The sequence below is a fragment of the Streptococcus sp. 1055 genome (genome assembly GCF_013276815.1).
In the GTDB taxonomy this organism is placed as follows: domain Bacteria; phylum Bacillota; class Bacilli; order Lactobacillales; family Streptococcaceae; genus Streptococcus; species Streptococcus pseudopneumoniae.
The window spans coordinates 1-26,136 of record NZ_VMLT01000002.1; the positions used below are offsets into that span (position 1 = coordinate 1).

Below are 26,136 nucleotides of genomic sequence, written 5' to 3' on the forward strand. Positions count from 1 at the left end.
TTGACTGTCCTGATCGATTCGTCCTATTCTTATTTCATTTTACTATATTTTTATGAAAATCTTAAAAAAATCAGTGAAATTCTGGATTTCACTGATTTGTATTAATAAAATTGTTTATATGGTTGATTGAAAGCTGTTAGGATTTCATCAGATGTTTGTGAATAATCTTTTGTTTCTTTCAAATCACCTTTGACAATAATACGTTCTGTAGCAGCAAGGTCTTCACAGGTTACTAATGTGATTTCATTGACCCCTTCTCTATCATCAACTTCATCAACACGATCCGGTGTCACACGTTTGACTTCACGTATTTCATAAGTATAAACTTTATTTTTATCGGTTAGATAAATCTTCATGCCATTTTTAGCATTATCTAAAGGAGAAAATAACATTTTATTAGCATTATCAACACCAAAGATATGGTGACTAGCTAGACTATAATTTCCTTCCCCCATTACTTGCTCGCGTTTCATTGTACCAGCTCCGTAGAAGAGATTAACATTATCAAGTCCTTTAAAAATCGGCAAATTCATTTCCAATTCAGGAATTGCAATTCCCCCAATAACTGGTAATTTTTGAGCATCCCATTGAGAAGTTAGAACAGCTTCCGAAGAGATAGCTTTGACAGAATCAAAGTCAAAATTGCCTTCTGTATCCTGATTTTCTTCTAATTTTTCTTTTGATACCTGGCTAACTTGATACTTATTGGTATTCCAGACTATGAAAATATTTCGAATTTGCGCATTAAAAATCAAAGCCAGTGACAGTAATATCAGAAATCCTGCTAGGATATTTGTCAGCAGATTTTTTCGCTTGTTTTTCTTTTTATTATTTTTATGAGACATTATTCTTCACCTTCTGTTTCATTTTCTGTCCCAACTTCTTCTTTTTCTGCCACCGCAACCGTTGTGAAAGTCACTATCTGAGCATCTTGATCCAGGCGCATTACTTTAACTCCCATAGTTGCGCGTCCTGTTTGTGAAATATTGGCAAGATTGGTTCGAATCATGACACCTGTATCAGTGATAATCATCAAATCCTCATCCCCTTGAACAGTCATAAGACCGGCCAGCAAGCCATTTTTTTCGGTAATTTTAGCTGTCTGCATTCCCTTACCACCACGACCTTTTGTTGGGTATTCAGTAGCGACTGTACGCTTACCATATCCTTTTTCTGTGATAATAAGAACCTCATCTTGATCAGTAATCAAGCTGGCACCAACAACTGTGTCTCCTTCACGAAGGTTAACACCTTTCACACCAGTGGCGATACGACTCATACCACGAACGGCTGATTGATTAAAGCGAACTGCATAACCAAACTTGGTACCAATGATAATATCCATATCTCCTTCCGCCAACAAGACATTGATTAACTCATCTTCATCCTTTAAATTCAGCGCTTTGAGACCATTTTGACGAATATTGGCAAATTCCTTAACACTGGTTCTCTTCACAATACCGTGACGGGTTGTAAAGAAGAGATAAGCATCATCACTGCGATCAGACTCAACATTGATAACCGTCTGAATATTTTCGTCTTCATCCAATTTCAAGAGATTGACTACTGGTAGCCCTTTGGCAGTCCGACCATACTCAGGAATTTCATAACCTTTCAAACGATAAACTCGTCCTTTATTTGTGAAGAAGAGCAGATGATCATGGGTGCTAGTTGACACTAACTCACGAACAAAGTCATCATCTTTCACTCCTGTTCCTTGGACACCACGACCCCCACGTTTTTGAGCAGTAAATTCAGCTTGGTCCAGACGTTTAATGTATCCTTTGTTAGAAAGGGTAATTAAGACATCCGATTCTTCAATCAAGTCCTCATCCTCGAGACTCAAGACCTGTCCAACCATCAACTCTGTACGGCGTTTATCGGAAAATTTACGTTTAACTTCATCCAATTCGTCTTTGATGATTTGAGAAACACGTTCAGGCTTAGCAAGAATATCCGCTAAGTCCGCAATCAGAGCCAAGAGGTCATCATACTCAGATTGAATCTTATCGCGTTCCAAACCTGTCAAACGACGAAGACGCATGTCTAGGATGGCCTGACTTTGACGTTCAGAAAGCTTAAACTTACTCATCAACTCAGCTTGTGCTTCCGCATCCGTTTCACTAGCACGAATGATACGAATCACTTCGTCGATATGGTCTAGCGCAATCAAGAGACCTTCTAAGATATGAGCGCGCGCTTCCGCTTTTTCCTTATCAAAACGTGTACGACGAACAACTACTTCTTTTTGGTGCTCGATATAAGCATCCAAAATCTGACGAAGAGACAAAATTTTCGGTATACCATTTTGGATAGCCAGCATATTGAAACCAAAGTTGGTTTGCATCTGGGTCATCTTGAAAAGATTATTGAGGATAACATTGGCTGACGCATCACGCTTGACTTCAATAACAAATCGAACACCCTCACGGTTTGACTCATCACGTACTGCTGTAATCCCCTCAATGCGTTTTTCCTGAACCAAGCGAACAATATGCTCATGCACCTTGGTTTTGTTGACCATATAAGGAAATTCTGTTACAACAATGCGCTCACGGCCAGTCTTAGTTTCTTCGATTTCGGTACGAGAACGTAGGACAATCGAACCTTTACCTGTTTCATAAGCCTTGTGGATACCTGATTTCCCCATGACAAGGGCACCTGTTGGAAAATCTGGACCAGGCAAGACTTCCATCAATTCCTTGGTAGTCACTTCAGGATTATCCATGACCAACTTCACTGCATCAATGGTTTCACCTAGATTATGAGGTGGAATATTGGTTGCCATCCCAACAGCAATACCAGTTGCTCCATTAACCAAAAGGTTTGGAAAACGCGCTGGCAAGACCAAGGGTTCCCGTTCATTGGCATCATAGTTATCAACAAAATCAACTGTATTTTTGTTGATATCACGAAGCATTTCCAGAGCAATCTTGCTCATACGTGCCTCGGTATAACGTTGAGCGGCAGCACTATCTCCATCCATGGAACCAAAATTCCCATGACCATCTACAAGCATGTAACGGTAGCTCCACCATTGAGCCATACGGACCATGGCTTCATAAATAGAGGAATCCCCGTGTGGGTGGTATTTACCCATGACATCCCCTGTAATACGAGCAGATTTTTTATGGGGTTTGTCTGGAGTAACACCCAATTCATTCATTCCGTAGAGAATGCGACGGTGAACAGGTTTTAAGCCATCTCGAACATCAGGAAGAGCTCGCGCTACGATAACACTCATGGCGTAGTCGATAAAGCTAGCCTTCATCTCCTTTGTCAGATTGACATTCACTAAATTTTTATCCTGCATTAATAAATGCCTCATTTCACAATTAGTAAGTAACAACATTATACCATAAATTCCCATCTATTTCAGCCTTTAAACCACTAAAACGTTTACATAGAGAACTATACGGCATATTCGTGACAAAGTTTTTTAAAAGTGATAGAATGAAGTTGTCTAGGGAAAATCCCCTAATAAAATTAAGGAGATGTTTAGAACAATGACTTCAACTAAACAACACAAAAAAGTTATCCTTGTCGGTGATGGTGCTGTAGGTTCATCTTACGCTTTTGCACTTGTTAACCAAGGAATTGCACAAGAGCTTGGAATTATCGAAATTCCACAATTGCATGAAAAAGCTGTTGGTGATGCGCTTGACCTTAGTCACGCCCTTGCCTTCACTTCACCTAAAAAAATCTATGCAGCTCAATACTCTGACTGTGCAGACGCTGACCTTGTTGTGATCACTGCAGGTGCGCCTCAAAAACCAGGTGAAACTCGTCTTGACCTTGTAGGTAAAAACCTTGCTATCAACAAATCAATCGTAACTCAAGTTGTTGAATCAGGTTTCAAAGGTATCTTCCTTGTTGCTGCTAACCCAGTTGACGTTTTGACTTACTCAACTTGGAAATTCTCTGGTTTCCCTAAAGAACGCGTTATCGGTTCAGGTACTTCACTTGACTCAGCTCGTTTCCGTCAAGCCCTTGCTGAAAAAATCGGTGTTGACGCTCGTTCAGTTCACGCCTATATCATGGGTGAACACGGTGACTCTGAGTTTGCCGTTTGGTCACATGCTAACGTTGCCGGTGTAAAATTGGAACAATGGTTGCAAGCTAACCGTGACTTGAATGAAGCTGACCTTGTAGAACTCTTCATTTCTGTTCGCGACGCTGCATACTCAATCATTAACAAGAAAGGTGCTACATACTACGGTATCGCTGTAGCCCTCGCTCGTATCACTAAAGCAATCCTTGACGATGAAAACGCAGTACTTCCACTTTCCGTATTCCAAGAAGGTCAATACGGAATTGAGAACGTCTTTATCGGTCAACCAGCTATCGTTGGAGCACACGGTATCGTTCGTCCAGTAAACATTCCATTGAACGATGCAGAAACTCAAAAAATGCAAGCATCTGCTAAAGAATTGCAAGCTATTATTGACGAAGCATGGAAAAATCCAGAATTCTAAGAAGCTTCTAAAAATTAATTTAACTATAGACAACTCCTTGAATCATCAGGGAGTTGTTTTTTTCTGTATTATAGTAGGTTGAAGTTGAAATAGCACCCTATCACTCTAAAACGTTGTTATAAAATGCTTTAAATTCCTAATTGATTTGTTCATATCTTATTTCAATCCATTATACATCTTCCCACAATAAAACGCATAATATCAAGGATTGTCAATACCTTATCTTATGCGTTTTTTCTGATTTCAAAGAATTTTGACTCAGCCTTCTTTTTAATTATTTTCAAAATAGGAATCAACCAACTTTTGAATGCGCCCTTCTTTAGCCGCTGGAATGGTATCTGCTAAAACAAAATTCTTCCTACTGATATCTTTAGAAAGATTGCCAAATATAAAATTAGTGGAAATGTTATAGATAATCTCAGACGGAGCAAATCCATAAACTTGATTTTCTAGGATATGTTTTAAACGTTCTTCAGGATTTGGAAATGCATCTTTTAAACCATTGCTATTATATAGTCGCTTAACCAATTCTGCAATATAGAGGCCTGACTTCATGTACAAATCAATAAATGTCTTAGATGGATCGTCAAATATCCCTGGATTTTCCTTTTCCAAATCATCCACCATTCTTTTTACCACACGTTTAGGAGTGAAAATCTGATTGGTTTTCTGTGGTGGAATATAGTCAAAAATATCTTCTTTTTGATCTTTAAAATAATCCGCCAACTCCTCTTTCTTACGAAGAAATTCTTGGATAGCTTCGTCAAATGTTGCTCGATCAAAGAGATGTCCTGCAAAATCTTGTCCACCATCTCTCAAATAACGAAATTGGTCAATCGTAATAGCAGTCACTTCAAAGAAAACATGCTCAGGAACAAAGGTATCAAAATTATCAAGTGTTAGAGATTGATTGCCATAGGCCATGATGAAACTTGGAATTGTTCGTGCAAATCCTCGAAGATGGTCACGAATCTCATCTTGAGCTGATTGTTTTAACTGTTCAACACGTTTTATCTCAACCTGTTCGATAAACTTCTCAGGCATTTTTTCCACCTCTTTTTTGAGTGTTTGCTCTAGTTTTTCTTTGTGAATGAGATTATTTTCTTCTAAACGTTTATCAAAATCTTCTTGAATCTTATCCTTTTGCTCCTTATCAACCGCTTCCTTGATTTGTTGCTGCAATTCTTGCTTGATATGAGCTTCAGAAATTTTTCTTTCGATATCATTTTTTCGAATTTCATTCTCAAATATTGCTGTAATTTGTTTCTTGATGTGGTCTGCTTCTCGAGTTTTAAGGTCATCATATCCAACTTTCAATTCCTCTACAATCACTGAAGAAACTGTCTTGCTCAAGTCATTGACTAGTTGCTTTTGAGTTTTATCCTCGTCCTTAGTGACCAGTTCAACAACAGACTGACCGAGTCCATAGACTTTTTCTCCAAAAAGTCGCATTTGTTGATTAACTACGATTTCATGGTCAACTACTGCATTTCCCTCATCATCGACTGTAACATCTGAAAAGTCTAATAGATCAGAACTATCTTGTACCTTCCCTTCCTTTTCAACTGGCAGCTCATTTAAAATATCTAGAACTGTTTGACTAGCTTGGAAAATACCGCTGATATTATCAAATAATAGATTGGACATAAAGCCACGTTTAAGAACTTCTCTAGCTTTTATCTGGCGAGGAATGGTTAGAACCGCCTTGGCATCAATTTCAACCATTTTACCAGCACGGTCTTCAGCTATGACAGGGAAGAAATTGAGTAATTCTCTGATGTTTTCTTCACGAGTTGTCGAAGTCCCGCCGCCTCCTGCAGTCGCAAGCGATAAGTTGTTGGCAAACTCATCAAAGAGAATCAAGGTTCTTTCCGGCGCAAAGTCAAATACATAGGCTCTTTCTTTGCGAAAGTGATTTCCTTTGTTATCGATCCATGAGTAAGGATTTTGAGCACGGAAGGCGGCCTGCATATAAAGTGCAGGTGATTTCAAATTCGATAACATCAATACACCTGTCCACTCAGGGATAGTGACACCTGTCGTCAATTGACCGACGGATAGGGTAATGGTTTTGTCATTACCTGCTATCGCTTTTCTAACCAAGTCCAAGGATTTGAGTTTGACTTTATCGTCTTCTTCGGACATACGTCCGTCACCAGCAGCTAGAACGATCTCATAGTTTTCATAGATGGGGTGTTCTTCTAGTAGGGCTTTTAATGCTTTGGCCGAAGCGACACGCTCCAACAGCCAAAAAGTATGCTTGAGTTCATTACGGAGTTCTTTGGTTGAAAATGGATATTTTTAATTGCTTGATAGAGTATCTAACCAATTTCTGACATCTTGCTCATGGATAAATTTACCTTTATCATCTGTAGCGAAAAATTCACTCAAGTCAAAAGCATAGTCAATATTTTCACCATCAAGTTGAGCGCCTTTCTCTAGCTCTTCACCAATCATCTGAGACATTTGATAGGTAAAGAGATTTAACTGAGGTAAGGTTTCATATGGATTTTCCTCTTCTTGCTCAGGCGACCAAATAGTTTTGGCTGCCTGCTCATCAGCATAAGACCAGTTATAGATTTGCTCCTCGGTAAACTCTCCCTTTGCCAATGCTTTAAATGGAGTTCCAGAAAGGTGTAAGGTAAAGTTTCGACGGATCTTATTAAAGGCTTGGTCAGTCTTGAAGGTATCAACTCCTTCATGAGCCTCGTCAATAACCAACAAATCCCAATGCAGATCAGTCACCCATTTGAGTTTATCGTGCTCTCCACCTAAATAAACAGAACCTTTCAAGTCTTGGAGACTGATAAAAGCAAGTTGTCTTACATCGTCATCTAAAATACCAACAAATTCTTTACGTGACAAAGTTGGACGACTCTTAAGGCTATCTGATTCAGAAACAAACTTGTAAGTCGTCTGACCTGCTATGAATGTTTCAAAATCATCATACCATGAGTTAGCAATGGCAGGGCGGTTTGTTACAATTAGGACATTGACAGCTTCCATCCGTCGAGCTAGGTCATAGGTAGACAAGGTTTTACCAAAGCGTGGTTTGGCATTCCAGAGAAACTTGCCTCCAGCATGTTCTTGGAAATAAGCTAATGTCTTAGCAACTGCTTCTTCTTGCTCTTGTCGCAGAGTATAGTCCTGTCCTTTTCCAGGTTGATAACCAGACAAATCATGCTGAACAAATTTATCGAATAGATTTTTAGATTTTTCAGGAGTTCCATTAAAATAGAACCATTCCGTCTTAGGACGACGTTCTACATCATGGAAAGACAAGAAATGGTGGAAATCATGATCCTTGAAAGTTTTCCCCTTATTAGGCTCTTCTGTGTAGGTCGCATCTCCAGTCCACAATATGTCTGTATCTATATGAGCAGTATGCGTTTGCTCCTTGATACGTTGTGTGACATCACGTTCTGTATACCCAATCTTAATCCAGCCTTCATTACTGGTTACCGTAGGTGTGGTGTAGGCATAGATTTTAGGATGAATCTCTTTAGTGGTTTTAATTTCTACTGGCATAAGTTTTCCTTTTTTGAACGTTTGCTAACCAAGTCAATTTATCTAACAAATGACTTTCTCATCTCATAAGTACAAAAAGGGTCAGGGCATCGTATGCTTCCTGACCTAATCCTATATAGTCATTTTAGATCATTGAGCACTATTTGTCAAATAAAAATACTTTTCTAATCCATCTCCCTTACATGATTCTCAATAAAGGCAATTTCTTCAGGGGAAAGGTCATATTTTTGATCAAGCTGGCGGTCAATATCAGCCACTGATTGTGTCCAATCAATGTCCGAATTGACCGTGAAGTCTTGGAGGGGGACGTAATACCAAGTTTTGCGTGAATTATGCTGAGTAACTTTCAAAACACCTAATAATACTCTAGCGAATTTAGTTTTAATAAATTTAATACAAGCATCGGCTTCAAATTTTGTTTTAAAATTACCAATAGATAAAAAAGTATCTGTATGCCCGATTAGGGGTGTTGATAAGACTTCACCTAAGGCACCACTTCCATTAGCTTCTGGTACAAAAACATTATAATTTTCGAATGTTTCCGGTAAATCTAAATATTTTTTATTAATATATCGATAAACACGTTCGGAGCCAATTCTTCCAAGTAGAGCAACATGGTCTTTTTCTTCTTTGTTTTTGAAAACAAAATCTAACTGAGTCAGTGATTTTGAAACAATTTTATTTTTTGTCCCTTTTCCTTGCAACTTTTCAGCATTTGGATAATCAGAAAAAAGTTCATCTGAAAATCTATAAATACCTTGAGGATAAACTAAATCAGAAAAAGTTTCAAAGTCTGGATGTTTTTCGATTTTTTTTACAATACTATTCAAAGATTCAAAAATAGTAAATACTCCGATTGGTCCCAAATCTTTATCAGCATCACGATAAGTTATTGCTACTCCACCCTTAATATCTGTTCCTGTGAATACTTTATCGCTTTTAAGCTCATAGAATTGAACTTTTAAATGCTTATCTTCTAGCATCTTTTCCATCCAATTTTTTGGAGTTTGACCGGCTTTAAATAAAAACCTTGCTGGGGTGATTAGTATAGATTTATCTGCGATTTTATAAGCTTCATCAATAAAATAGTGATATATCGGCTCATCTCTAGCTTCTCCTGTTTCCTGATAAGGCGGATTTCCTATCACGACATCAAATTTCATTTCACTTTCCTCGCTAGATAGGCGCTCAAAACCTATCATTCTATTCTTTTTCCAGTCTTTGATATGGGTTTTAGATTCTTCTACTTCTTGGACTTCTAGCTCATCCGCAAACAAACTCAATTGTTGAGATTGCTTTTGTTTAGCTGAATAAGGACTACTTTTTTTCAATCCATCCATCTGAAAGACATTGTAAGAAATAATAGTCGCAATTTCTTTCTTTTGCTCTAATGTTGGTTGATTTCCAGTCTTAGCTAGATAATAGTCCTCAAAAGTTGCCAAAAGATTCTCACGCGCCAAAAGGAGAGAGTCCCCTTGGTACTCATAACCATACGAAGCACGATAAGCTTCTTTTATAAGTTTATAAAAGGCGACTTCATCTGAAACCTCACGACTAATCCGTTGTAGTTTTCTATCTACAAACCCAACACGCTCAGATAATGGAATTTCCTTACCAGTCACTGTATCATATCTCGTTACCATATAGGGTGCTTCACCACAAGTTATCTCTAACCACCGTAAGTCAACATACTCTTCAAGACTTAACGAGCCTAGTTCCGATTCTACATATCCATTTTGCTTTGCGACCAACCACGTTGGTGTAAACACTTCTGCCCTTATTTTTGTCCGATCTTTTTGTTCATATTTGGATTTTTCAGATCTGGGTTGAATCAAGTTGGCATAGGTTCCCGTCACCTTACTTGGATTGATGCGATCACTTGGAGCAAATCCCTTTCCTAACAATTCATAAGAATGCGTAGCCCAAACAATTGATTTCTTTGTCGTTCGATCTTTTAAAAGAATTTTTAATAAGTCAGCCGATTCTTTAGATAAACTTTCTTCACTAATATCTATTGTCATAAGCAACCTCTCTTGTATTGTAAGCCCTATTATATCATATTTAAAAGAATGAAAATTTACTTGAAAAAAGTAATTCAATAAATATCTCTCCGATGACCAACTTCTAGAATAGCAACGACTAATTCATCATCTACAATTTGTACGATAACTCGATAATTACCAATTCTATAGCGCCATTGACCAACACGATTACCAACCAAAGCCTTTCCGTGTCGTCTTGGGTCTTCCAAAACATTGGCTTGTAAATAGTTTGTAATTAGCTTCTGCGTATAACGATCCAATTTTTTCAATTGCTTGATGAATCGTCTTGTCGGAACTAATTTATACAAATTATTCATCCTCCAAGCCTAAATCATGCATCATTTCTTCCCAAGTAATGGGTTCAACTCCTTTTTCCAAGTCTTCTAAATACTCTTGATAGGCTAAATCTGCCACACGAGCATCGTATTCGTCTTCTAGAGCTTCGAGAGTTTTGGTGCGGATCAGTTCCGACAGGGAAACTCCTTCAAACTTAGCCATTGCTTTCATAAATGTTTTATCAGCTTCAGAAACTTTTAATGTAATAGTAGTCATCTTTTGCACTCCCTTTTTTAATGGTAACACCATTGTATTACTTTTTAGGTGTTCAGTCAATATAAAAAGAACACCTTCTCAGCGTTCTTTCTATATGTCCGTCAAGGGTGTTGCGGTATCTGGTGAGGTATCATAAACCTTAAAGTCCACTCCGACTCCCAGATCAGCTTGAGCCAGCTGATTGACCATGGTCATATGAGCCAGTTCCTTGATATTGTTCTCCTTAGATAAATGCCCAAGGTAGATTTTCTTAGTGCGGTTTCCCAAGGTACGAATCATAGCTTCAGCACCGTCTTCGTTAGAAAGGTGACCGAGGTCAGATAGGATTCGTTGTTTGAGTCGCCAAGCGTAAGAACCTGCTCGCAAAATCTCTACATCATGATTGGACTCAATAAGATAGCCGTCCGCATTTTCGACAATTCCCGCCATACGATCGCTAACATAACCTGTATCAGTCAGCATGACAAAACTCTTGTCATCCTTCATAAAGCGATAAAACTGCGGTGCGACTGCATCATGGCTTACACCAAAACTCTCGATGTCGATATCTCCAAAGGTTTTGGTTTTACCCATTTCAAAAATATGCTTTTGCGACGAGTCTACCTTACCGAGATACTTGCTATTTTCCATAGCCTGCCAGGTCTTTTCATTGGCATAAAGATCCATACCATACTTGCGAGCCAAAACGCCTACTCCATGGATATGGTCTGAATGCTCATGGGTAATCAAGATGGCATCCAGGTCTTCTGGCTTGCGGTTAATTTCAGCAAGTAGGCTGGTAATTTTCTTACCAGATAAGCCTGCATCTACTAAAAGCTTCTTTTTTGAGGTTTCCAGATAAAAGGAATTTCCACTGGAACCCGACGCTAAAATACTGTATTTAAAGCCTATTTCACTCATTCTAGTCTTCTACTTCGTCCTCCCATACTTCTTCTTTCACTGCATCCTTATCATAAGGGAGCACAATGGTAAAGGTTGAACCCTTGCCATATTCACTCTTGGCCCAAATAAAGCCCTTATGTTGTTTGATAATTTCTTTAGCGATAGACAGTCCTAGACCTGTACCACCTTGTGCACGACTTCTAGCACGATCCACACGATAGAAACGGTCAAAGATACGTGGTAAATCCTGCTTAGGAATCCCTAAACCCTGGTCAGAAATGGATAAAATCATCTGGTCTTCAGTTGTCTTCATTCTGACAGTGATTTTACCCCCATCTGGCGAATACTTAATAGCATTATTTAAAATATTGTCGACAACCTGTGTCATCTTATCTGTATCAATTTCCATCCAGATAGAATTGATGGGATAATCTCTCACCAACTCATATTTTTTCTCCTTTTCCTGTCCTTTCATCTTGTCAAAACGATTGAGGATAAAGGTAATAAAAGCAGTAAAGTTAATCAGTTCCACATCCAAGTGACTGGTGGCATTATCAATCCGTGAAAGATGAAGGAGGTCCGTCACCATGCGCATCATACGGTTGGTTTCGTCCAGAGACACCTTGATAAAGTCTGGTGCTACAGTTTCACACAAAGCCCCCTCATCCAAGGCTTCAAGATAGGATTTCACGCTGGTTAAAGGAGTCCGTAACTCATGGCTAACATTGGAAACAAAGAGTCTCCGTTCGCGTTCTTCCTTCTCCTGCTCCGTCGTATCATGCAAAACAGCCACCAAACCTGAAATAAAGCCAGACTCTCGACGTATCAAGGCAAAGCGAACTCGAAGGTTCAAATATTCGCCATTGATATCTTGGGAATCTAGCAACAATTCTGGACTTTGGGTAATCAAATCACGCAATTCATAGTCTTCTTCTATCTTGAGTACTTCCAAAATGCTTCTATTCAGAACATCTTCCTGAACCAACCCCAGTTGCTTCTTGGCTGTATCGTTAATCATGATAATCTGCCCCCGACGATTGGTCGCAAGGACCCCATCTGTCATATAAAACAGAATACTATTTAGCCGCTTACTTTCTTGTTCTAGATTTTCCTGAGTGAGACGAATAACCTCCGACAAGTCATTCAAATTATTGGTAATATTGGTGATTTCAGACCCACCTTGCATATCAAGAACCTTGGAATAATCTCCTGCAATCAAATCTTTAACCTTTTGATTGACTTGCTTCAATCGAATATTATCACGTCTATTCTCCAGTAATAAGAGGGTCACAACAAGGATGAAACCTAACAAAATCAGAATAAAGATAAAATCTCTGGTAAAAATGGTTTGTTTCAGTAAATCAAGCATTATTTCTCATGTAATACCCTACACCACGGCGCGTCAAGATATACTCTGGTCGGCTGGGCGTATCTTCAATCTTCTCACGCAGACGTCGGACAGTCACATCAACCGTACGGACATCACCAAAATAGTCATAACCCCAGACAGTCTCAAGCAAGTGTTCGCGCGTAATGACTTGACCTGCATGCGATGCCAAATGATACAAAAGCTCAAACTCACGGTGGGTTAAGTCTAGTTCTTCTCCATATTTTTTAGCCACGTAGGCGTCTGGAACAATTTCTAAATCCCCAATTTGGATAGGTTGAGGTTTACTTTCTGCTTCCTGCCCATCTACTGGCATAGGTTGAGAACGACGCAGAAGAGCTTTAACACGCGCCTGCAACTCACGATTGGAGAAGGGTTTGGTTACATAGTCATCTGCACCAAGCTCTAAACCGATAACCTTATCAAATTCGCTATCCTTAGCTGACAGCATGATAATAGGCACACTACTAGTCTTCCGAATAGTCTTCGCAACTTCTAAGCCATCAATTTCTGGAAGCATCAAATCCAAAATAATAATATCTGGTTGCTCTGCTTCAAATTGCTCTAGCGCTTCACGACCGTTAAAAGCAGTTACAACTTCGTAACCTTCCTTGGTCATATTAAACTTGATAATATCCGAGATTGGTTTCTCATCATCTACAATTAGTATTTTTTTCATATGTTCACCTTTTTCTCTACTATTATACCAAAAAAATAACAAGAAGACACGATAGCTAGTCTTTGTTACTGTCTAAGTTGGCTTTTGCATAAGCCTGCCAGATTTTTTGTTGGGGTTTGGCAAGTGGGTAATTCTTAAATTCTTCTGGTGAAAGCCAGCGAACTTCCCTATCTGAAAAATCATGGAAGTCAGTCACCTGACCGGCTACAATTTGAACATGCCACTTGCGATGGCTAAAGACATGCTTGACAGTCTCAAAATAAACATCAAGCCAAGCAACATCTAGGTCATAGTCCTGCTGGAAACTCTCCTCTGGACTGGGGCCAAAATTCACACTTTCTTCTGCAACCTGATGAAAGAGGTCAAACTGCTCTTCTTGCGAAAAGTTATCAACTTCTATCAATGGGAAATGCCAAAAACCTGCCAATAGCTTTTCACTTTCATTTTTTTCAAGTAAAAATTGTCCCTGAGTATTTTTGACCACCAAGGCTTTTAGATAAATGGGAACTGGCTTTTTCTTGGGAGCCTTGATTGGATAACGGTCCATGGTTCCATTCTGATATGCCGCACTAAAGTCCTTGACTGGGCTTTCTTCAGGTCTGGGATTTACAGGAGACTCAATATCAGACCCCAAGTCCATCAAAGCTTGATTAAAATCACCCGGACGCTCTGGGTCAATCAAGATCTCCATCATTGCCTGAAAAATTTTGCGATTACTTGGAATCCCAATATCATGGTTGACTTCAAACAGACGCGCCAAGACCCGCATGACATTACCATCTACAGCTGGCTCAGGCAAGTTAAAAGCGATACTGGAAATAGCTCCTGCTGTGTAAGGGCCAATCCCTTTCAAACTGGAAATTCCTTCATAGGTATTTGGAAATTGGCCACCAAAATCAGTCATAATCTGCTGGGCTGCAGCCTGCATATTGCGTACTCGAGAATAATATCCCAGTCCCTCCCAAGCCTTCAACAAACGCTCTTCAGGCGCATTCGCCAAACTTTCGACAGTTGGAAACCAGTCCAGGAATCTTTCGTAGTAAGGGATAACTGTATCCACCCTGGTCTGCTGGAGCATAATTTCAGAAACCCAGATATGATAAGGATTTTTACTTCTACGCCACGGTAAATCTCTTTTGTTTTCATCATACCAACTGAGAAGTTTCTGACGAAAAGAAACAATCTTCTCCTCCGGCCACATGACAATACCGTATTCTTTCAAATCTAACATATCTCTAGTATAACACAGAAGGTTTTAACTGTCCTTTTCCTAGTATTAATACTCTTCGAAAATCTCTTCAAACCACGTCAACGTCGCCTTGCCGTATATATGTGACTGACTTCGTCAGTCTTATCTGCAACCTCAAAACAGTGTTTTGAGCAATCTGCGGCTAGTTTCCTAGTTTGCTCTTTGATTTTTATTGAGTATAAAAAGCCTCTTCCCAAGGGAAAGAGGACTAAATTTTATTGATGAACTGCTTGCAGCAAATAAGAAATAGGTAGGGCAAAAATATTTAAACTCAAAAAACGCATAATATCCGGTGTTGAAAAACCTTGATATTATGCGCTCTATTATGGGAAAATTTACTTCATTTTCTCCTGAAATTGAGTTTTTACCCAGTCTCTCAAAGTCAATTTCAATCCACTAGAACAAGCCTAGTACAGTTCCATCGCTTTCAACATCCATGTTGAGAGCTGCTGGACGTTTTGGAAGACCTGGCATGGTCATAACATCGCCAGTTAAAGCAACGATAAAGCCTGCACCTAATTTTGGCACCAATTCTCGAATGGTAATTTCAAAGTTTTCAGGTGCTCCAAGGGCATTTGGATTGTCTGCGAAGCTATACTGGGTCTTAGCCATACAGATTGGTAATTTGTCCCATCCGTTTTGAACGATTTGAGCGATTTGTATTTGAGCTTTCTTCTCAAAGTTCACTTTGCTACCACGGTAGATTTCAGTAACAATCTTTTCAATCTTTTCTTGAACAGAAAGGTCATTGTCATACAAACGTTTATAGTTAGCTGGATTTTCAGCGATAGTCTTGACAACCGCTTCAGCAAGAGCTACTCCACCTTCCGCGCCATCAGCCCAGACACTAGCCAATTCAACTGGTACATCGATTGAGGCACAAAGTTCTTTCAAGGCTGCGATTTCTGCTTCAGTATCAGAGACAAATTCATTGATTGCTACAACTGCTGGAATACCGAACTTACGGATGTTCTCAACATGGCGTTTCAAGTTGGCAAAACCGGCACGAACTGCCTCTACGTTTTCCTCTGTCAAAGCATCTTTAGCCACACCACCATTCATCTTAAGGGCGCGAAGGGTTGCGACAATGACAACTGCATCTGGAGATGTTGGCAAGTTTGGTGTCTTGATATCAAGGAATTTCTCAGCACCAAGGTCTGCACCAAAACCAGCTTCAGTAACTGTGTAATCAGCCAAGTGAAGGGCTGTGCTTGTTGCCAAGACTGAATTACACCCATGAGCAATATTGGCAAATGGACCACCGTGTACAAAGGCAGGTGTACCGTAAATTGTCTGAACCAGGTTCGGTTTAATCGCATCCTTCAAAATCAAAGCCAAGGCACCTTCAACCTGCAAATCACCTACAGAAACAGGTGTTCGGTCATAGCGATAACCGATAACAATATTAGCCAAACGGCGTTTCAAGTCCTCGATATCCGTTGCTAAGCAAAGAATTGCCATGATTTCGGAAGCAACGGTAATGTCAAAGCCATCCTCACGTGGAATACCGTTTAGAGGGCCACCAAGGCCAACAGTCACATGGCGGAGCGCACGGTCGTTCAAGTCCACAACACGTTTCCAAAGGATACGACGTTGGTCAATTCCCAGCTCATTGCCTTGGTGCAAGTGGTTGTCAATCAAGGCAGAAAGGGCGTTGTTGGCAGTTGTAATGGCATGCATATCCCCAGTAAAGTGGAGATTGATGTCCTCCATTGGTAGAACTTGAGCGTAACCACCACCTGCCGCACCACCCTTAATCCCCATTACTGGACCAAGAGATGGTTCGCGGATAGCGATCATCGTTTTCTTGCCAATCTTATTCAAGGCATCCGCAAGACCAATGGTAATGGTTGATTTTCCTTCACCTGCAGGTGTTGGGTTGATGGCAGTAACCAAAATCAATTTCCCAGCTGGATTGCTCTCAACTGCACGAATTTTATCAAAGCTGAGCTTAGCCTTGTACTTTCCATACAACTCTAAATCTTCGTAAGAAATACCAAGTTTCTCTACAACATCAACGATTGGCTTCAACTCAATACTCTGTGCGATTTCAATATCTGTTTTCATTCAAAACTCCTCTAACCTCTTATATGATAATTCATTATATCACAAAACAAGATTTTTAACATCCTCAAACTCTCTAAACGTTCGTAAATATCCATTTTTTTAAGGTTTTTAGAGCCCTTTCTTAAATTTTATATGGCTTTATAGTTTGAAACTATAGTAAATATTCGTTTCTACCAAAAATTTATCACTTTCATTTTACTTACCGTTTATTTTTGTGTACAATAGTGCTATGAAAATTTTAGTTACATCGGGCGGTACCAGCGAAGCTATCGATAGCGTCCGCTCTATCACTAACCATTCTACAGGTCACTTGGGGAAAATCATCACAGAAACCTTGCTTGCTGCAGGGCATGAAGTTTGTTTAATGACGACAAAACGAGCTTTGAAGCCAGAATCCCATCCCAACCTAAGTATTCGAGAAATTAACAATACCAAGGACCTTCTACTGGAAATGCAAGAACGTATTCAGGATTATCAGGTCTTGATCCACTCAATGGCTGTTTCTGACTACACTCCTGTCTATATGACAGGGTTTGAGGAAGTTCAGGCTAGCTCCAATCTGGAAGAATTTTTAAGCAAGCAAAATCATCAGGCTAAGATTTCTTCAATTGACGAGGTTCAGGTTTTGTTCCTGAAAAAAATACCCAAAATCATCTCTCTAGTCAAGGAATGGAATCCTGCTATTCATCTGATTGGCTTTAAACTGCTGGTTGATGTTACCGAAGATTATCTGGTTGACATTGCTAGAAAAAGTCTTATCAAGAACCAAGCAGACTTGATTATCGCAAATGACCTGACTCAAATCTCAGCAAAGCAGCACAGAGCTATCTTTGTTGAGAAAGATCAGCTTCAAACAGTCAAGACTAAAGAAGAAATTGCAGAACTCCTCCTTGAAAAAATTCAAGCCTACCATTCATAGAAAGGAAAGCTATGGCAAACATTCTCTTGGCTGTAACGGGATCAATCGCCTCTTACAAGTCGGCAGATTTAGTCAGTTCTCTAAAAAAACAAGGTCATCAAGTCACTGTTTTAATGACTCAGGCTGCTACAGAGTTTATCCAACCTTTGACACTAGAGGTACTCTCACAGAATCCTGTTCACTTGTATGTCATGAAGGAACCTTATCCTGACCAAGTAAATCATATCGAACTTGGAAAAAAGGCGGATTTATTTATCGTGGCCCCTGCAACTGCTAACACTATTGCAAAACTAGCCCACGGCTTTGCGGACAACATGGTGACCAGTACGGCTCTAGCCTTGCCCAGTCATATTCCTAAACTAATAGCTCCTGCTATGAATACAAAGATGTATGACCATCCGGCAACTCAGGCTAATCTGAAAACATTAGAAGCCTACGGCTATCAGCTGATTGCTCCTAAGGAATCCCTACTAGCTTGTGGCGACCACGGACGAGGAGCATTAGCTGACCTCACAATTATTTTAGAAAGAATAAAGGAAACTCTCGATGAAAAAACGCTCTAATATTGCACCCATTGCTATCTTTTTTGCAACCATGCTCGTGATACACTTTCTGAGCTCACTTATCTTTAACCTTTTTCCATTTCCAATCAAACCGACCATCGTTCATATTCCTGTCATTATTGCCAGCATTATTTACGGTCCACGCGTTGGGATTACACTTGGATTTTTGATGGGGCTACTTAGCTTAACTGTTAACACGATTACAATTCTACCGACAAGCTACCTCTTCTCCCCATTCGTACCAAACGGAAACATCTACTCAGCTATCATTGCCATCATCCCACGTATTTTGATTGGTTTAACTCCGTATCTAGTTTATAAACTGATGAAAAATAAAACTGGTCTGATTCTAGCTGGTGCCCTTGGTTCACTTACCAATACAGTCTTTGTCCTTGGTGGAATTTTCTATCTTTTTGGAAATGTTTTTGATGGTAATATCCAAAAACTCCTAGCAACCGTTATCTCAACAAATTCGATTGCCGAATTAGTTATTTCCGCAGTTCTAACCCTAGCCATTGTTCCAAGACTACAAACCTTGAAGAAATAAAAACAATCTCCGCTTTCAAGATTGAAGGTGGAGATTTTGCTCTATACAGTTTCTTTTTAGTGAAATCTTTACTAACTTTTAACTAAAAAATGATCTATAAACCCAAGTAAATCCTTGCTTTATTGTCTGGTTTATTGTACTATACTAGTGTATAAACAGCTAAAAAGGAGATTCTTATGAATACACGGAAAAAGACACAATTTATGACAATGACTGCCCTCTTAACGGCTATTGCGATTTTGATTCCAATTGTTATGCCTTTTAAGATTGTCATTCCACCTGCTTCTTACACTTTGGGGAGCCACATTGCTATTTTTATCGCCATGTTCTTATCGCCCTTGATGGCTGTTTTTGTCATCCTAGCCTCTAGTTTTGGATTTTTGATGGCTGGCTATCCCATGGTGATCGTTTTTCGAGCTTTTTCCCATATCTTTTTTGGGACTTTGGGAGCTCTTTACCTACAAAAATTCCCCGATACCCTAGATAAACCAAAATCTTCCTGGATTTTCAACTTTGTTTTGGCTGTTGTTCATGCCCTTGCTGAAGTATTAGCCTGTGTCCTTTTTTACGCAACTTCGGGTACCAATGTAGAAAATATGTTCTATGTTCTCTTTGTGCTAGTTGGATTTGGCACAATTATCCATAGTATGGTAGACTATACATTAGCACTAGCTGTCTATAAAGTGCTTCGAAAACACCGTTAAAAGGAAGAACTATGACAAAAGATCGCAAACAAGCCCTGCTCCAACTCTTGAAAGAAGCTCCTAAAGCCCTCAACGGCCAAAGTTTGGCTGAACATTTTCATGTCACACGTCAGGTCATTGTACAGGACATTGCAATTTTGAGAGCCGATGGTGCTCCTATCCTATCAACTAATCGTGGCTACATCTATAAGCAAGTTGATACCAATCCTTATGTCCATAAACTTTTCAAGGTGAAACATGAAGTTGAAGAAATCGGTCAGGAACTCCTTGCTATCGTAGATAATGGAGGGCGTGTCCAGAATACCTTGATTGACCATCCCGTTTATGGAGAAATTGAAACCTTGCTGAAACTGTCTTGTCGCAGAGATGTGCAACATTTTCTAGAACAAGTCGAGCATTCTGACTTTAGACCTCTGTCTGAATTGACAGATGGCATTCATTACCACCTAGTCGAAGCCGAAACACAACAAGACCTCCACTATATCGAGGAGGCCTTGGATCAGCTCGGTTATTTAGTAAAAGACTAGAAGATTTTCTTCTCCCAATCGTCTTCTGTACGGCGAGGGTAGAAAAATTCAGATTTGTCCGAAGCTTCCATCATCTCCATCAAAGGTAGCATATCATAGGCCAGATCCAAGTTTGGAATCTGGTCTTTTTGCACCCAAAAGCTCAAATAGTAACAATGATATTTAAAAACCACATGGAATGAAAATTAACAACTACCTACTTACTAAAAATATATCACCAGTTATGTTGATCAACATTATCCTTAGTCACAAGATAAATTGGAGAAACTGTTTCTTTTTCTAGTTTTTTCCCTTGATAATGATCGATTGCTGATTGAATAGCAATTTCACCCATCTTAGCTGGTTGCTGAGCAATAGTGGCAGTAATATCACCTTTTGCAATAGCATCATGTGCATCTGGTTGACCATCAATACCAACAATTAATACATTGCTAAGACCAGCTGCTTTTACTGCTTGTGCAGCTCCTAACGCCATCTCATCATTCTGTGCAAAGATTGCTTGTACTTCTTTGTTTCCTTGAATCATATTTTGCGCTGTATTCAAAGCTTTTGCGCGATCAAAATTAGCGGATTGACTAGAAAGAACATCTAAATTTGTCTTTGAAATTTGTTCAAATCCTTTACCTCTATCTACTGTTGCAGAAGCGCCAGGGACTCCTGATAATTCAAAAGTTTTTGCTTTTTCTCCCAATTGCTTGGTAATAAATTCTGCAGCCATTTTACCTGCTTCTACGTTATCAGAAGCAACAGTTGTCAAGATTTCACCGCCATTACTACCGCGGTCAATTAAGATTACTGGAATATTTGCATTATTAGCAGCTTTAATAGATGTTACAATTGCATCAGAATCAACTGGATTAATTAGTAAAGCATCTACATTTTGACTAATAAAATTCTGAATATCATCTGCTTGTCTAGCAGCATCATCTTGTGCATCTGCTATCTTCAAAGTTACTTCTTTTTCTCCTGCGGCTTTTTCAAGACCATCTTTCATAGCCACAAAATAGGGATTGTTAGTAGTCGAAATAGAAACTCCTAATTTTAATTCTTTTGCCGACTTTTGAGTCGTAGATTTGTTATCATTTGATGAATTTCCTAAACCAGTTTTTCCACAAGCTACTAAAGCAAAAATAAATGTTACAAACAAAGCAAAAATGCTAATTTTTTTAATAATTTTCATGTTATTACTCCTCGTAATATATATCTATAGGGATAGTTTCCATCCCGACTATTGTTCGTCATCTAATAAATTATTACTATTTCCAAAAAAATTGAAAATGATTCTACTGTTTTACAACTTTAAAACGATCAATCAGAACAGCAATTAAAATTACAACTCCTTTTACTACTTGCTGCCAAAATGCTGAAACACCAATAATATTAAGTCCATTATTCAAAACTCCAATAATTAAAGCACCTATTAGAGTCCCCAGTATACGACCTTTACCTCCTGATAATGAGGTTCCCCCAAGAACAACAGCTGCAATAGCATCCATTTCATAACTAGCACCTGCTGTTGGTTGAGCAGAACTTAAGCGTGATGTTATAATCAATCCAGAAATTGAAGCCATCATACCTGAAATTGAATAAATAATAATTTTCACTTTATTTAGTTTCACACCTGATATATATGCTGCTTTTTCATTCCCCCCTATAGCATACACAGATTTACCAAATGCTGTTTTATGAAGTAAAACATATAAAACAATAAATACAATAAACATAATAATTACAGGAAATGGAATTCCGACTATGTAACCTTGCCCCAAAAATTGAAATAAGAATGTATCACTTAATCCTTTTGTAATAGGATTCCCATTTGTATAAACAAGTGTTGCTCCCCTAAAAATAGTCATAGTTGCTAAAGTGACGATAAATGGAGCTAATTTCCCGTAGGAAATCAATAACCCATTCATCATACCTAGAATGCAACCCAAAATTAAAGAGATGAGAATTGCTAACGCAACAGGCATTCCAGATCCTAATAGGCCAGCGGTTAGCGCACTGGACAAGGCTAAAATTGATCCAACTGATAAATCAATTCCACCTGTTAGAATAACAAAGGTCATTCCAAAAGCGATCAGTGCATTTGATGTTACTTGCAATAGTAAATTTAACAGATTATTTGCTGTTAAAAAATTTGAATTGATAATAGTGATAACAGCCATTAAAATTATCAATGCTATTACTGTTGTCAATTCTGACATATACTTCATAGTATTTTTCACACTATTGTCCTCCTGTAGCTAGTTGCATAACTTTTTCTTGTGTAGCTTCTTGACGTGTTAATTCTCCACTAATTCTTCCTTCATGCATGACCATAATACGATCACTGACTCCGATCACTTCTGGTAAATCTGAAGATACCATAATAATCGGCACACCTCGTTCAGCCAATTCATTCATTAATTGGTAAATTTCACGCTTAGCACCAACATCTACCCCACGAGTTGGCTCATCTAGAATCAGTACTTTTGGAGCAATACCTATCCATTTTGCTAAAACTACTTTCTGTTGATTACCACCAGAAAGTGTTCCAACTTCCTTATCTGGATAACCTGATTTAATTCGTAACCTATCTATTAAACGTTGTACAAATATATCACTTGTTTTATTATCGAAAATGCCATTTTTAACAAAATCACGAGTACTAGGTAAAGTCATATTATCTTTAATAGAAAAATCTAAAATCAATCCCTCATCTTTACGATCTTCTGTTAAGAAACCAATTCCATGCTTAATTGCTTCAAAAGGATTTTTAATTATCAGTTGTTCTTCGTTTATTATAATTTGACCAGATTTTAAAGAATCAATTCCAAAAATTGCTCGCATTATTTCAGTACGACCAGCACCCATCAAACCAGAAAAACCAAGAATTTCCCCTTGACATACATAGAAAGAAATATCCGTAAAAGCATCACCAGAAAGATTCTTAGCTTGAAAAACAACATTCCCAATCTCAGCCTTTTTTTCTGGATAATAATCTTCTAATTCACGACCTACCATCTTCTGAACTAATTCATCCGCATTAGTTAACTTCGTTTTCTTAGTATCAATTACAAATCCATCCCTCATAACAGTTATAAGATCTGTAATCTTAAAGATTTCTTCCATCCGATGTGAAATATACACAATACCTACACCATCAGATTTTAATCCTTCTATCACTTTAAAAAGTGTTTCAGTTTCACGATCAGTTAAAGCTGCTGTGGGTTCATCCATAATTAACAAGGAAACTTCTGATAATAGACATTTTGCTATTTCTATCATTTGTTGTTGTCCGACTGATAATTGACCAATGATTGCATCAAGAGGAATAGAGATATTAAGACGTTTAAATGCTTCTTTAGCTTTCCTTTCCATACTAGCTTTATCTAAAAACCCAATCGAATTTTTTATTTCTCTTCCTAAAAAAAGATTATCAAGTACAGTCATATCTGGCCAAGTATTCATTTCTTGATGAATAAAACTCAGTCCAAACCGTTCTGCCTCTTGAGGATTAGAAAATGTTTTTTCTTTTCCATCAATAAAAATAGTTCCTGAAGTAGCTGGAAAAAGTCCAGTTAAAATATTCATTAAGGTTGATTTGCCTGCACCATTCTCTCCCATTAAAGCATGAACTTCTCCTGAATTAAGAACCAAATCAATACTTTCTAAAACACGATTATTCCCAAAAGATTTTGAAATGTTCTTCATTTCAATTTTCATAGGCAACCCCCTTCTAAATAATAACTCCTGATTGCAAGATTATATTCGAATATGGTGTATCTTCCCCAGTGCGAATAACTGCCTTAACTTTAGTATTCATAGCTTTCAATTCTTCATGACTAATATATTCAATAATTATATTCGATCCTAAAAGATCTAGAACTGCTTGCCACTGTTCTTTGTTTTTTTCCTTAATTTCTTCTGCTAAGAAAATTTTTTCAATAAGTACATGATCTGAATATTCTTTTAAAACTTCTAAAAAACTTGGACTACCTTTTCTTAATGCTAAATCAATTTTATCAACACCTTTTGGAACTGGCAATCCTAAATCTCCGATACAGACCAAATCCATATGACCTAAATCATCAGCTAGTTTTGCTATATTACTATTTAAAATCCCATATTTCTTCATATCCTGAATGCTCCTTTACTTCTTTCAAACTCGGCATGCCTCCTTGCGCTCCAAATCTTTGAACAGAAAGATGTGAAGCAATCGTTGCAAAGGACAATGCAACATTCATCTCTTTTCCTTTTGAGATAGCATAAGCAAAAGCACCATTAAACGTATCTCCTGCTCCTGTAGTATCAACTACTTCTGCTTTTATAGCAGGAATCTTCTGAACTGCTGTCCCATCATAATAAATAGAACCTTCAACTCCTAATGTCACAATCATTTTATTAGGATAAATTTTAATAATTTCTTCTAATTTCTTATCTGGAAAAAGCTCTGAACATTCATGCTCATTAGGAGTAATAAAATCACAAAAAGGAATCATCTCTATGTCTGTTTCTCTAGCTGGTGCAGGATTGTAAAGTACCTTAACTTTATTTTCTTGACAAAATTTAGCTATAGATAGGTTGGCTTCATGTGGTATTTCATTCTGTAATACAACAATACTTGCATCACTAATCAATTCCCACTCATTTTTCCAATCATTTGTTTTAACTAAATTATTCGCTCCGGGATAATAAATAATCCTATTATCACCTCCATATAAAGTAATTTGTGCAACTCCTGTAGATTGTGGTACCGTTCCCACATGTTCTGTAGAAATATTATTATTTTGCAGATTACTTAGTAAATCTGCTGAAAAAATATCTTCTCCGACGTTTCCAAATATGTAAATATGATCTTCTACACTGGATAATCTACCAATAGCTACAGCTTGATTTGCACCTTTTCCACCTGGAACTATATTAAATGAATCCCCAAAAATCGTTTCACCTCCTTCTGGAATCCTTTTTGTTCTCATAACTAAGTCCATTGAAATACTTCCAACAACAACAATTTTACTCATTACTTTCTCCTTAATGTATTTCTTTCTACGTATCTAACAGGTAGTTTAATTTTAGCTTCATCTATAGAGAACTTATTTGCCATATTATAGATTAGCTTTGCAGCCTGTTCTCCCATTTTATATGATGATTGGTGAATAGTTGATAAAGAAGGGTAAATAAATTGACTAAGTACAATATCATCATAACCAATGATTTGAATATCATCTGGAATTTTTTTACCAATTGCTAAAATTTCATGAATATAAGCTATCGCATGAATATCAGAAGGTGCTATAATACTATCGATATTTGGATTTCTTTTTAGATTCTCTTTAGCTTCTTTTTGAATTTTTTCAAAGTCAAACGTTTCACTTTCTTCAATACAAATTTCTAAAGATTTATTCCTCAAATAGTTTAAACTTGCTTCAAACCGTTCCGCGATATTCTCGGCTTTATCATCTAAAACTTTAATAATCAGAACTTGTTTAGCACCTGCATTACAGATTGCTTCAGCAGCCAAACGACCACCTGACTGATTATCAGAAAAAACACCGTAACCTGTATCTTTACTAATCCGGTCAACCACAACAACAGGTAATGATAAATCTGGATATTCTTTTGTGAAGTCATGTGTAGTAATAATTCCAGCAGCATTTGTTTTCAACAGTAAGTTAACATATTCACTCAAAGATTCTTGGTCTGAAATCGTACCAACCATAATTCTATAACCTTTATCTTTCAAATATGATTCAGCTCCTCGAACCAATCTTGGGAAGAAGGGATTTGAAATATCTGGTAATAAGAGTCCTACCATTTGGTTTTTTTTAGTTTTCAAAGATTGTGCTAATACATTTGGTGTGTAATTTAATTTTTTAATCGCATTTTTTATTTTCTCTCTCGTATCATCTCCAACATAACCTTTTTTTGATATATATCTTGAAACCGTTGATTTTGATACTCCAGCTTCTTCAGCAACCTGTTTTATTGTAGTCATCACTCCTCCTTCTTACGCTGTGGAACCGTTCCCTT

At 38.1% G+C, this 26,136-nt stretch carries 22 protein-coding genes and 2 pseudogenes; 6 read left to right on the forward strand and 18 right to left on the reverse strand.

Going from position 1 to position 26,136, the window contains the following annotated elements; all coding sequences use genetic code 11:
* Positions 1-101: 101 nt before the first annotated feature.
* Entirely contained in the window at positions 102-845 is a 744-nt protein-coding gene (gene srtA, locus HT699_RS00015; RefSeq protein ID WP_000018518.1) for a sortase SrtA, read from the reverse strand.
* The gene (gene gyrA, locus HT699_RS00020) at positions 845-3,313 is read right to left on the reverse strand and encodes a DNA gyrase subunit A (RefSeq protein ID WP_001153001.1); all 2,469 of its coding nucleotides are present in this window, start codon (positions 3,311-3,313) and stop codon (positions 845-847) included. Before gyrA ends, srtA begins: the two co-directional genes overlap by 1 nt.
* Positions 3,314-3,506: 193 nt before the next feature.
* Here gyrA and HT699_RS00025 point away from each other — a divergent pair, with 193 nt between their 5' ends.
* Entirely contained in the window at positions 3,507-4,475 is a 969-nt protein-coding gene (locus HT699_RS00025) for an L-lactate dehydrogenase (protein ID WP_000204723.1), read from the forward strand.
* A gap of 270 nt (positions 4,476-4,745) precedes the next feature.
* Here the strand turns inward: HT699_RS00025 and HT699_RS00030 are convergent.
* From HT699_RS00030 to HT699_RS00070, 9 genes and pseudogenes are all read right to left on the reverse strand, one after another.
* Positions 4,746-8,003 (reverse strand): annotated as a pseudogene (locus tag HT699_RS00030) (DEAD/DEAH box helicase family protein).
* A 164-nt stretch (positions 8,004-8,167) separates the two neighbouring features.
* Positions 8,168-10,024: an Eco57I restriction-modification methylase domain-containing protein gene (locus HT699_RS00035; protein ID WP_172933991.1), complete on the reverse strand. Its 1,857-nt coding sequence runs from the start codon at positions 10,022-10,024 to the stop codon at positions 8,168-8,170.
* A gap of 74 nt (positions 10,025-10,098) precedes the next feature.
* Positions 10,099-10,353 (reverse strand): type II toxin-antitoxin system RelE/ParE family toxin, encoded by a 255-nt coding sequence (locus HT699_RS00040; RefSeq protein ID WP_007285186.1) that lies wholly within the window; start codon positions 10,351-10,353, stop codon positions 10,099-10,101.
* A 1-nt stretch (position 10,354) separates the two neighbouring features.
* Entirely contained in the window at positions 10,355-10,597 is a 243-nt protein-coding gene (locus HT699_RS00045) for a DUF6290 family protein (RefSeq protein WP_000208079.1), read from the reverse strand.
* Positions 10,598-10,687: 90 nt separating this feature from the next.
* On the reverse strand, positions 10,688-11,497 hold the full coding sequence (locus tag HT699_RS00050) for an MBL fold metallo-hydrolase (RefSeq protein ID WP_001289495.1): 810 nt from the start codon (positions 11,495-11,497) through the stop codon (positions 10,688-10,690).
* A gap of 1 nt (position 11,498) precedes the next feature.
* A complete protein-coding gene (gene vicK / locus HT699_RS00055) occupies positions 11,499-12,848 on the reverse strand; it encodes a cell wall metabolism sensor histidine kinase VicK (protein WP_000886221.1) in 1,350 nt (449 codons plus the stop codon).
* Positions 12,841-13,545 carry a response regulator YycF gene (yycF, locus tag HT699_RS00060; RefSeq protein WP_000722069.1) on the reverse strand — a complete coding sequence of 235 codons (705 nt, stop codon included), beginning with the start codon at positions 13,543-13,545 and terminating at the stop codon, positions 12,841-12,843. The genes vicK and yycF overlap by 8 nt, the downstream gene beginning before the upstream one ends.
* A 55-nt stretch (positions 13,546-13,600) precedes the next feature.
* Positions 13,601-14,776 carry an A/G-specific adenine glycosylase gene (gene mutY / locus HT699_RS00065; protein ID WP_023940174.1) on the reverse strand — a complete coding sequence of 392 codons (1,176 nt, stop codon included), beginning with the start codon at positions 14,774-14,776 and terminating at the stop codon, positions 13,601-13,603.
* Between the two features lie 414 nt (positions 14,777-15,190).
* Entirely contained in the window at positions 15,191-16,861 is a 1,671-nt protein-coding gene (locus HT699_RS00070; protein ID WP_172933992.1) for a formate--tetrahydrofolate ligase, read from the reverse strand.
* Between the two features lie 229 nt (positions 16,862-17,090).
* Between HT699_RS00070 and coaB the strand changes: the two genes are divergently transcribed.
* From coaB to HT699_RS00095, 5 genes are all read left to right on the forward strand, one after another.
* Positions 17,091-17,780, forward strand: coding sequence for a phosphopantothenate--cysteine ligase (gene coaB, locus HT699_RS00075; RefSeq protein ID WP_172933993.1), 690 nt, complete (start codon positions 17,091-17,093; stop codon positions 17,778-17,780).
* 11 nt (positions 17,781-17,791) lie between these two features.
* Positions 17,792-18,343, forward strand: a complete 552-nt coding sequence (gene coaC / locus HT699_RS00080) for a phosphopantothenoylcysteine decarboxylase (RefSeq protein ID WP_172933994.1) — start codon at positions 17,792-17,794, stop codon at positions 18,341-18,343.
* Complete coding sequence (locus HT699_RS00085) at positions 18,327-18,890, forward strand: ECF transporter S component (RefSeq protein WP_138705570.1); 564 nt, start codon at positions 18,327-18,329, stop codon at positions 18,888-18,890. Before coaC ends, HT699_RS00085 begins: the two co-directional genes overlap by 17 nt.
* 176 nt (positions 18,891-19,066) lie before the next feature.
* On the forward strand, positions 19,067-19,594 hold the full coding sequence (locus tag HT699_RS00090) for an ECF transporter S component (RefSeq protein ID WP_119943469.1): 528 nt from the start codon (positions 19,067-19,069) through the stop codon (positions 19,592-19,594).
* An 11-nt stretch (positions 19,595-19,605) separates the two neighbouring features.
* Positions 19,606-20,121 carry a transcription repressor NadR gene (locus HT699_RS00095; RefSeq protein ID WP_050242751.1) on the forward strand — a complete coding sequence of 172 codons (516 nt, stop codon included), beginning with the start codon at positions 19,606-19,608 and terminating at the stop codon, positions 20,119-20,121.
* Here HT699_RS00095 and HT699_RS00100 read toward each other — a convergent pair.
* The 7 genes and pseudogenes from HT699_RS00100 to HT699_RS00130 form a co-directional block, all read right to left on the reverse strand.
* Positions 20,118-20,258, reverse strand: a pseudogene (locus tag HT699_RS00100) (NUDIX hydrolase); the annotation flags it as partial. The gene HT699_RS00095 and the pseudogene HT699_RS00100 sit on opposite strands and share 4 nt — an antisense overlap.
* Before the next feature lie 77 nt (positions 20,259-20,335).
* Positions 20,336-21,301: a substrate-binding domain-containing protein gene (locus HT699_RS00105; RefSeq protein ID WP_119946655.1), complete on the reverse strand. Its 966-nt coding sequence runs from the start codon at positions 21,299-21,301 to the stop codon at positions 20,336-20,338.
* Positions 21,302-21,404: 103 nt separating this feature from the next.
* Positions 21,405-22,349: a ribose ABC transporter permease gene (gene rbsC / locus HT699_RS00110; protein WP_119943467.1), complete on the reverse strand. Its 945-nt coding sequence runs from the start codon at positions 22,347-22,349 to the stop codon at positions 21,405-21,407.
* Between the two features lies 1 nt (position 22,350).
* Positions 22,351-23,829, reverse strand: coding sequence for a sugar ABC transporter ATP-binding protein (locus tag HT699_RS00115; RefSeq protein WP_119946654.1), 1,479 nt, complete (start codon positions 23,827-23,829; stop codon positions 22,351-22,353).
* Positions 23,830-23,842: 13 nt separating this feature from the next.
* Entirely contained in the window at positions 23,843-24,241 is a 399-nt protein-coding gene (rbsD, locus tag HT699_RS00120; protein ID WP_000759835.1) for a D-ribose pyranase, read from the reverse strand.
* Positions 24,216-25,127 carry a ribokinase gene (gene rbsK, locus HT699_RS00125; protein WP_172933996.1) on the reverse strand — a complete coding sequence of 304 codons (912 nt, stop codon included), beginning with the start codon at positions 25,125-25,127 and terminating at the stop codon, positions 24,216-24,218. Before rbsK ends, rbsD begins: the two co-directional genes overlap by 26 nt.
* Positions 25,127-26,101, reverse strand: coding sequence for a LacI family DNA-binding transcriptional regulator (locus HT699_RS00130; protein ID WP_023940189.1), 975 nt, complete (start codon positions 26,099-26,101; stop codon positions 25,127-25,129). Before HT699_RS00130 ends, rbsK begins: the two co-directional genes overlap by 1 nt.
* Positions 26,102-26,136 lie beyond the last annotated feature (35 nt).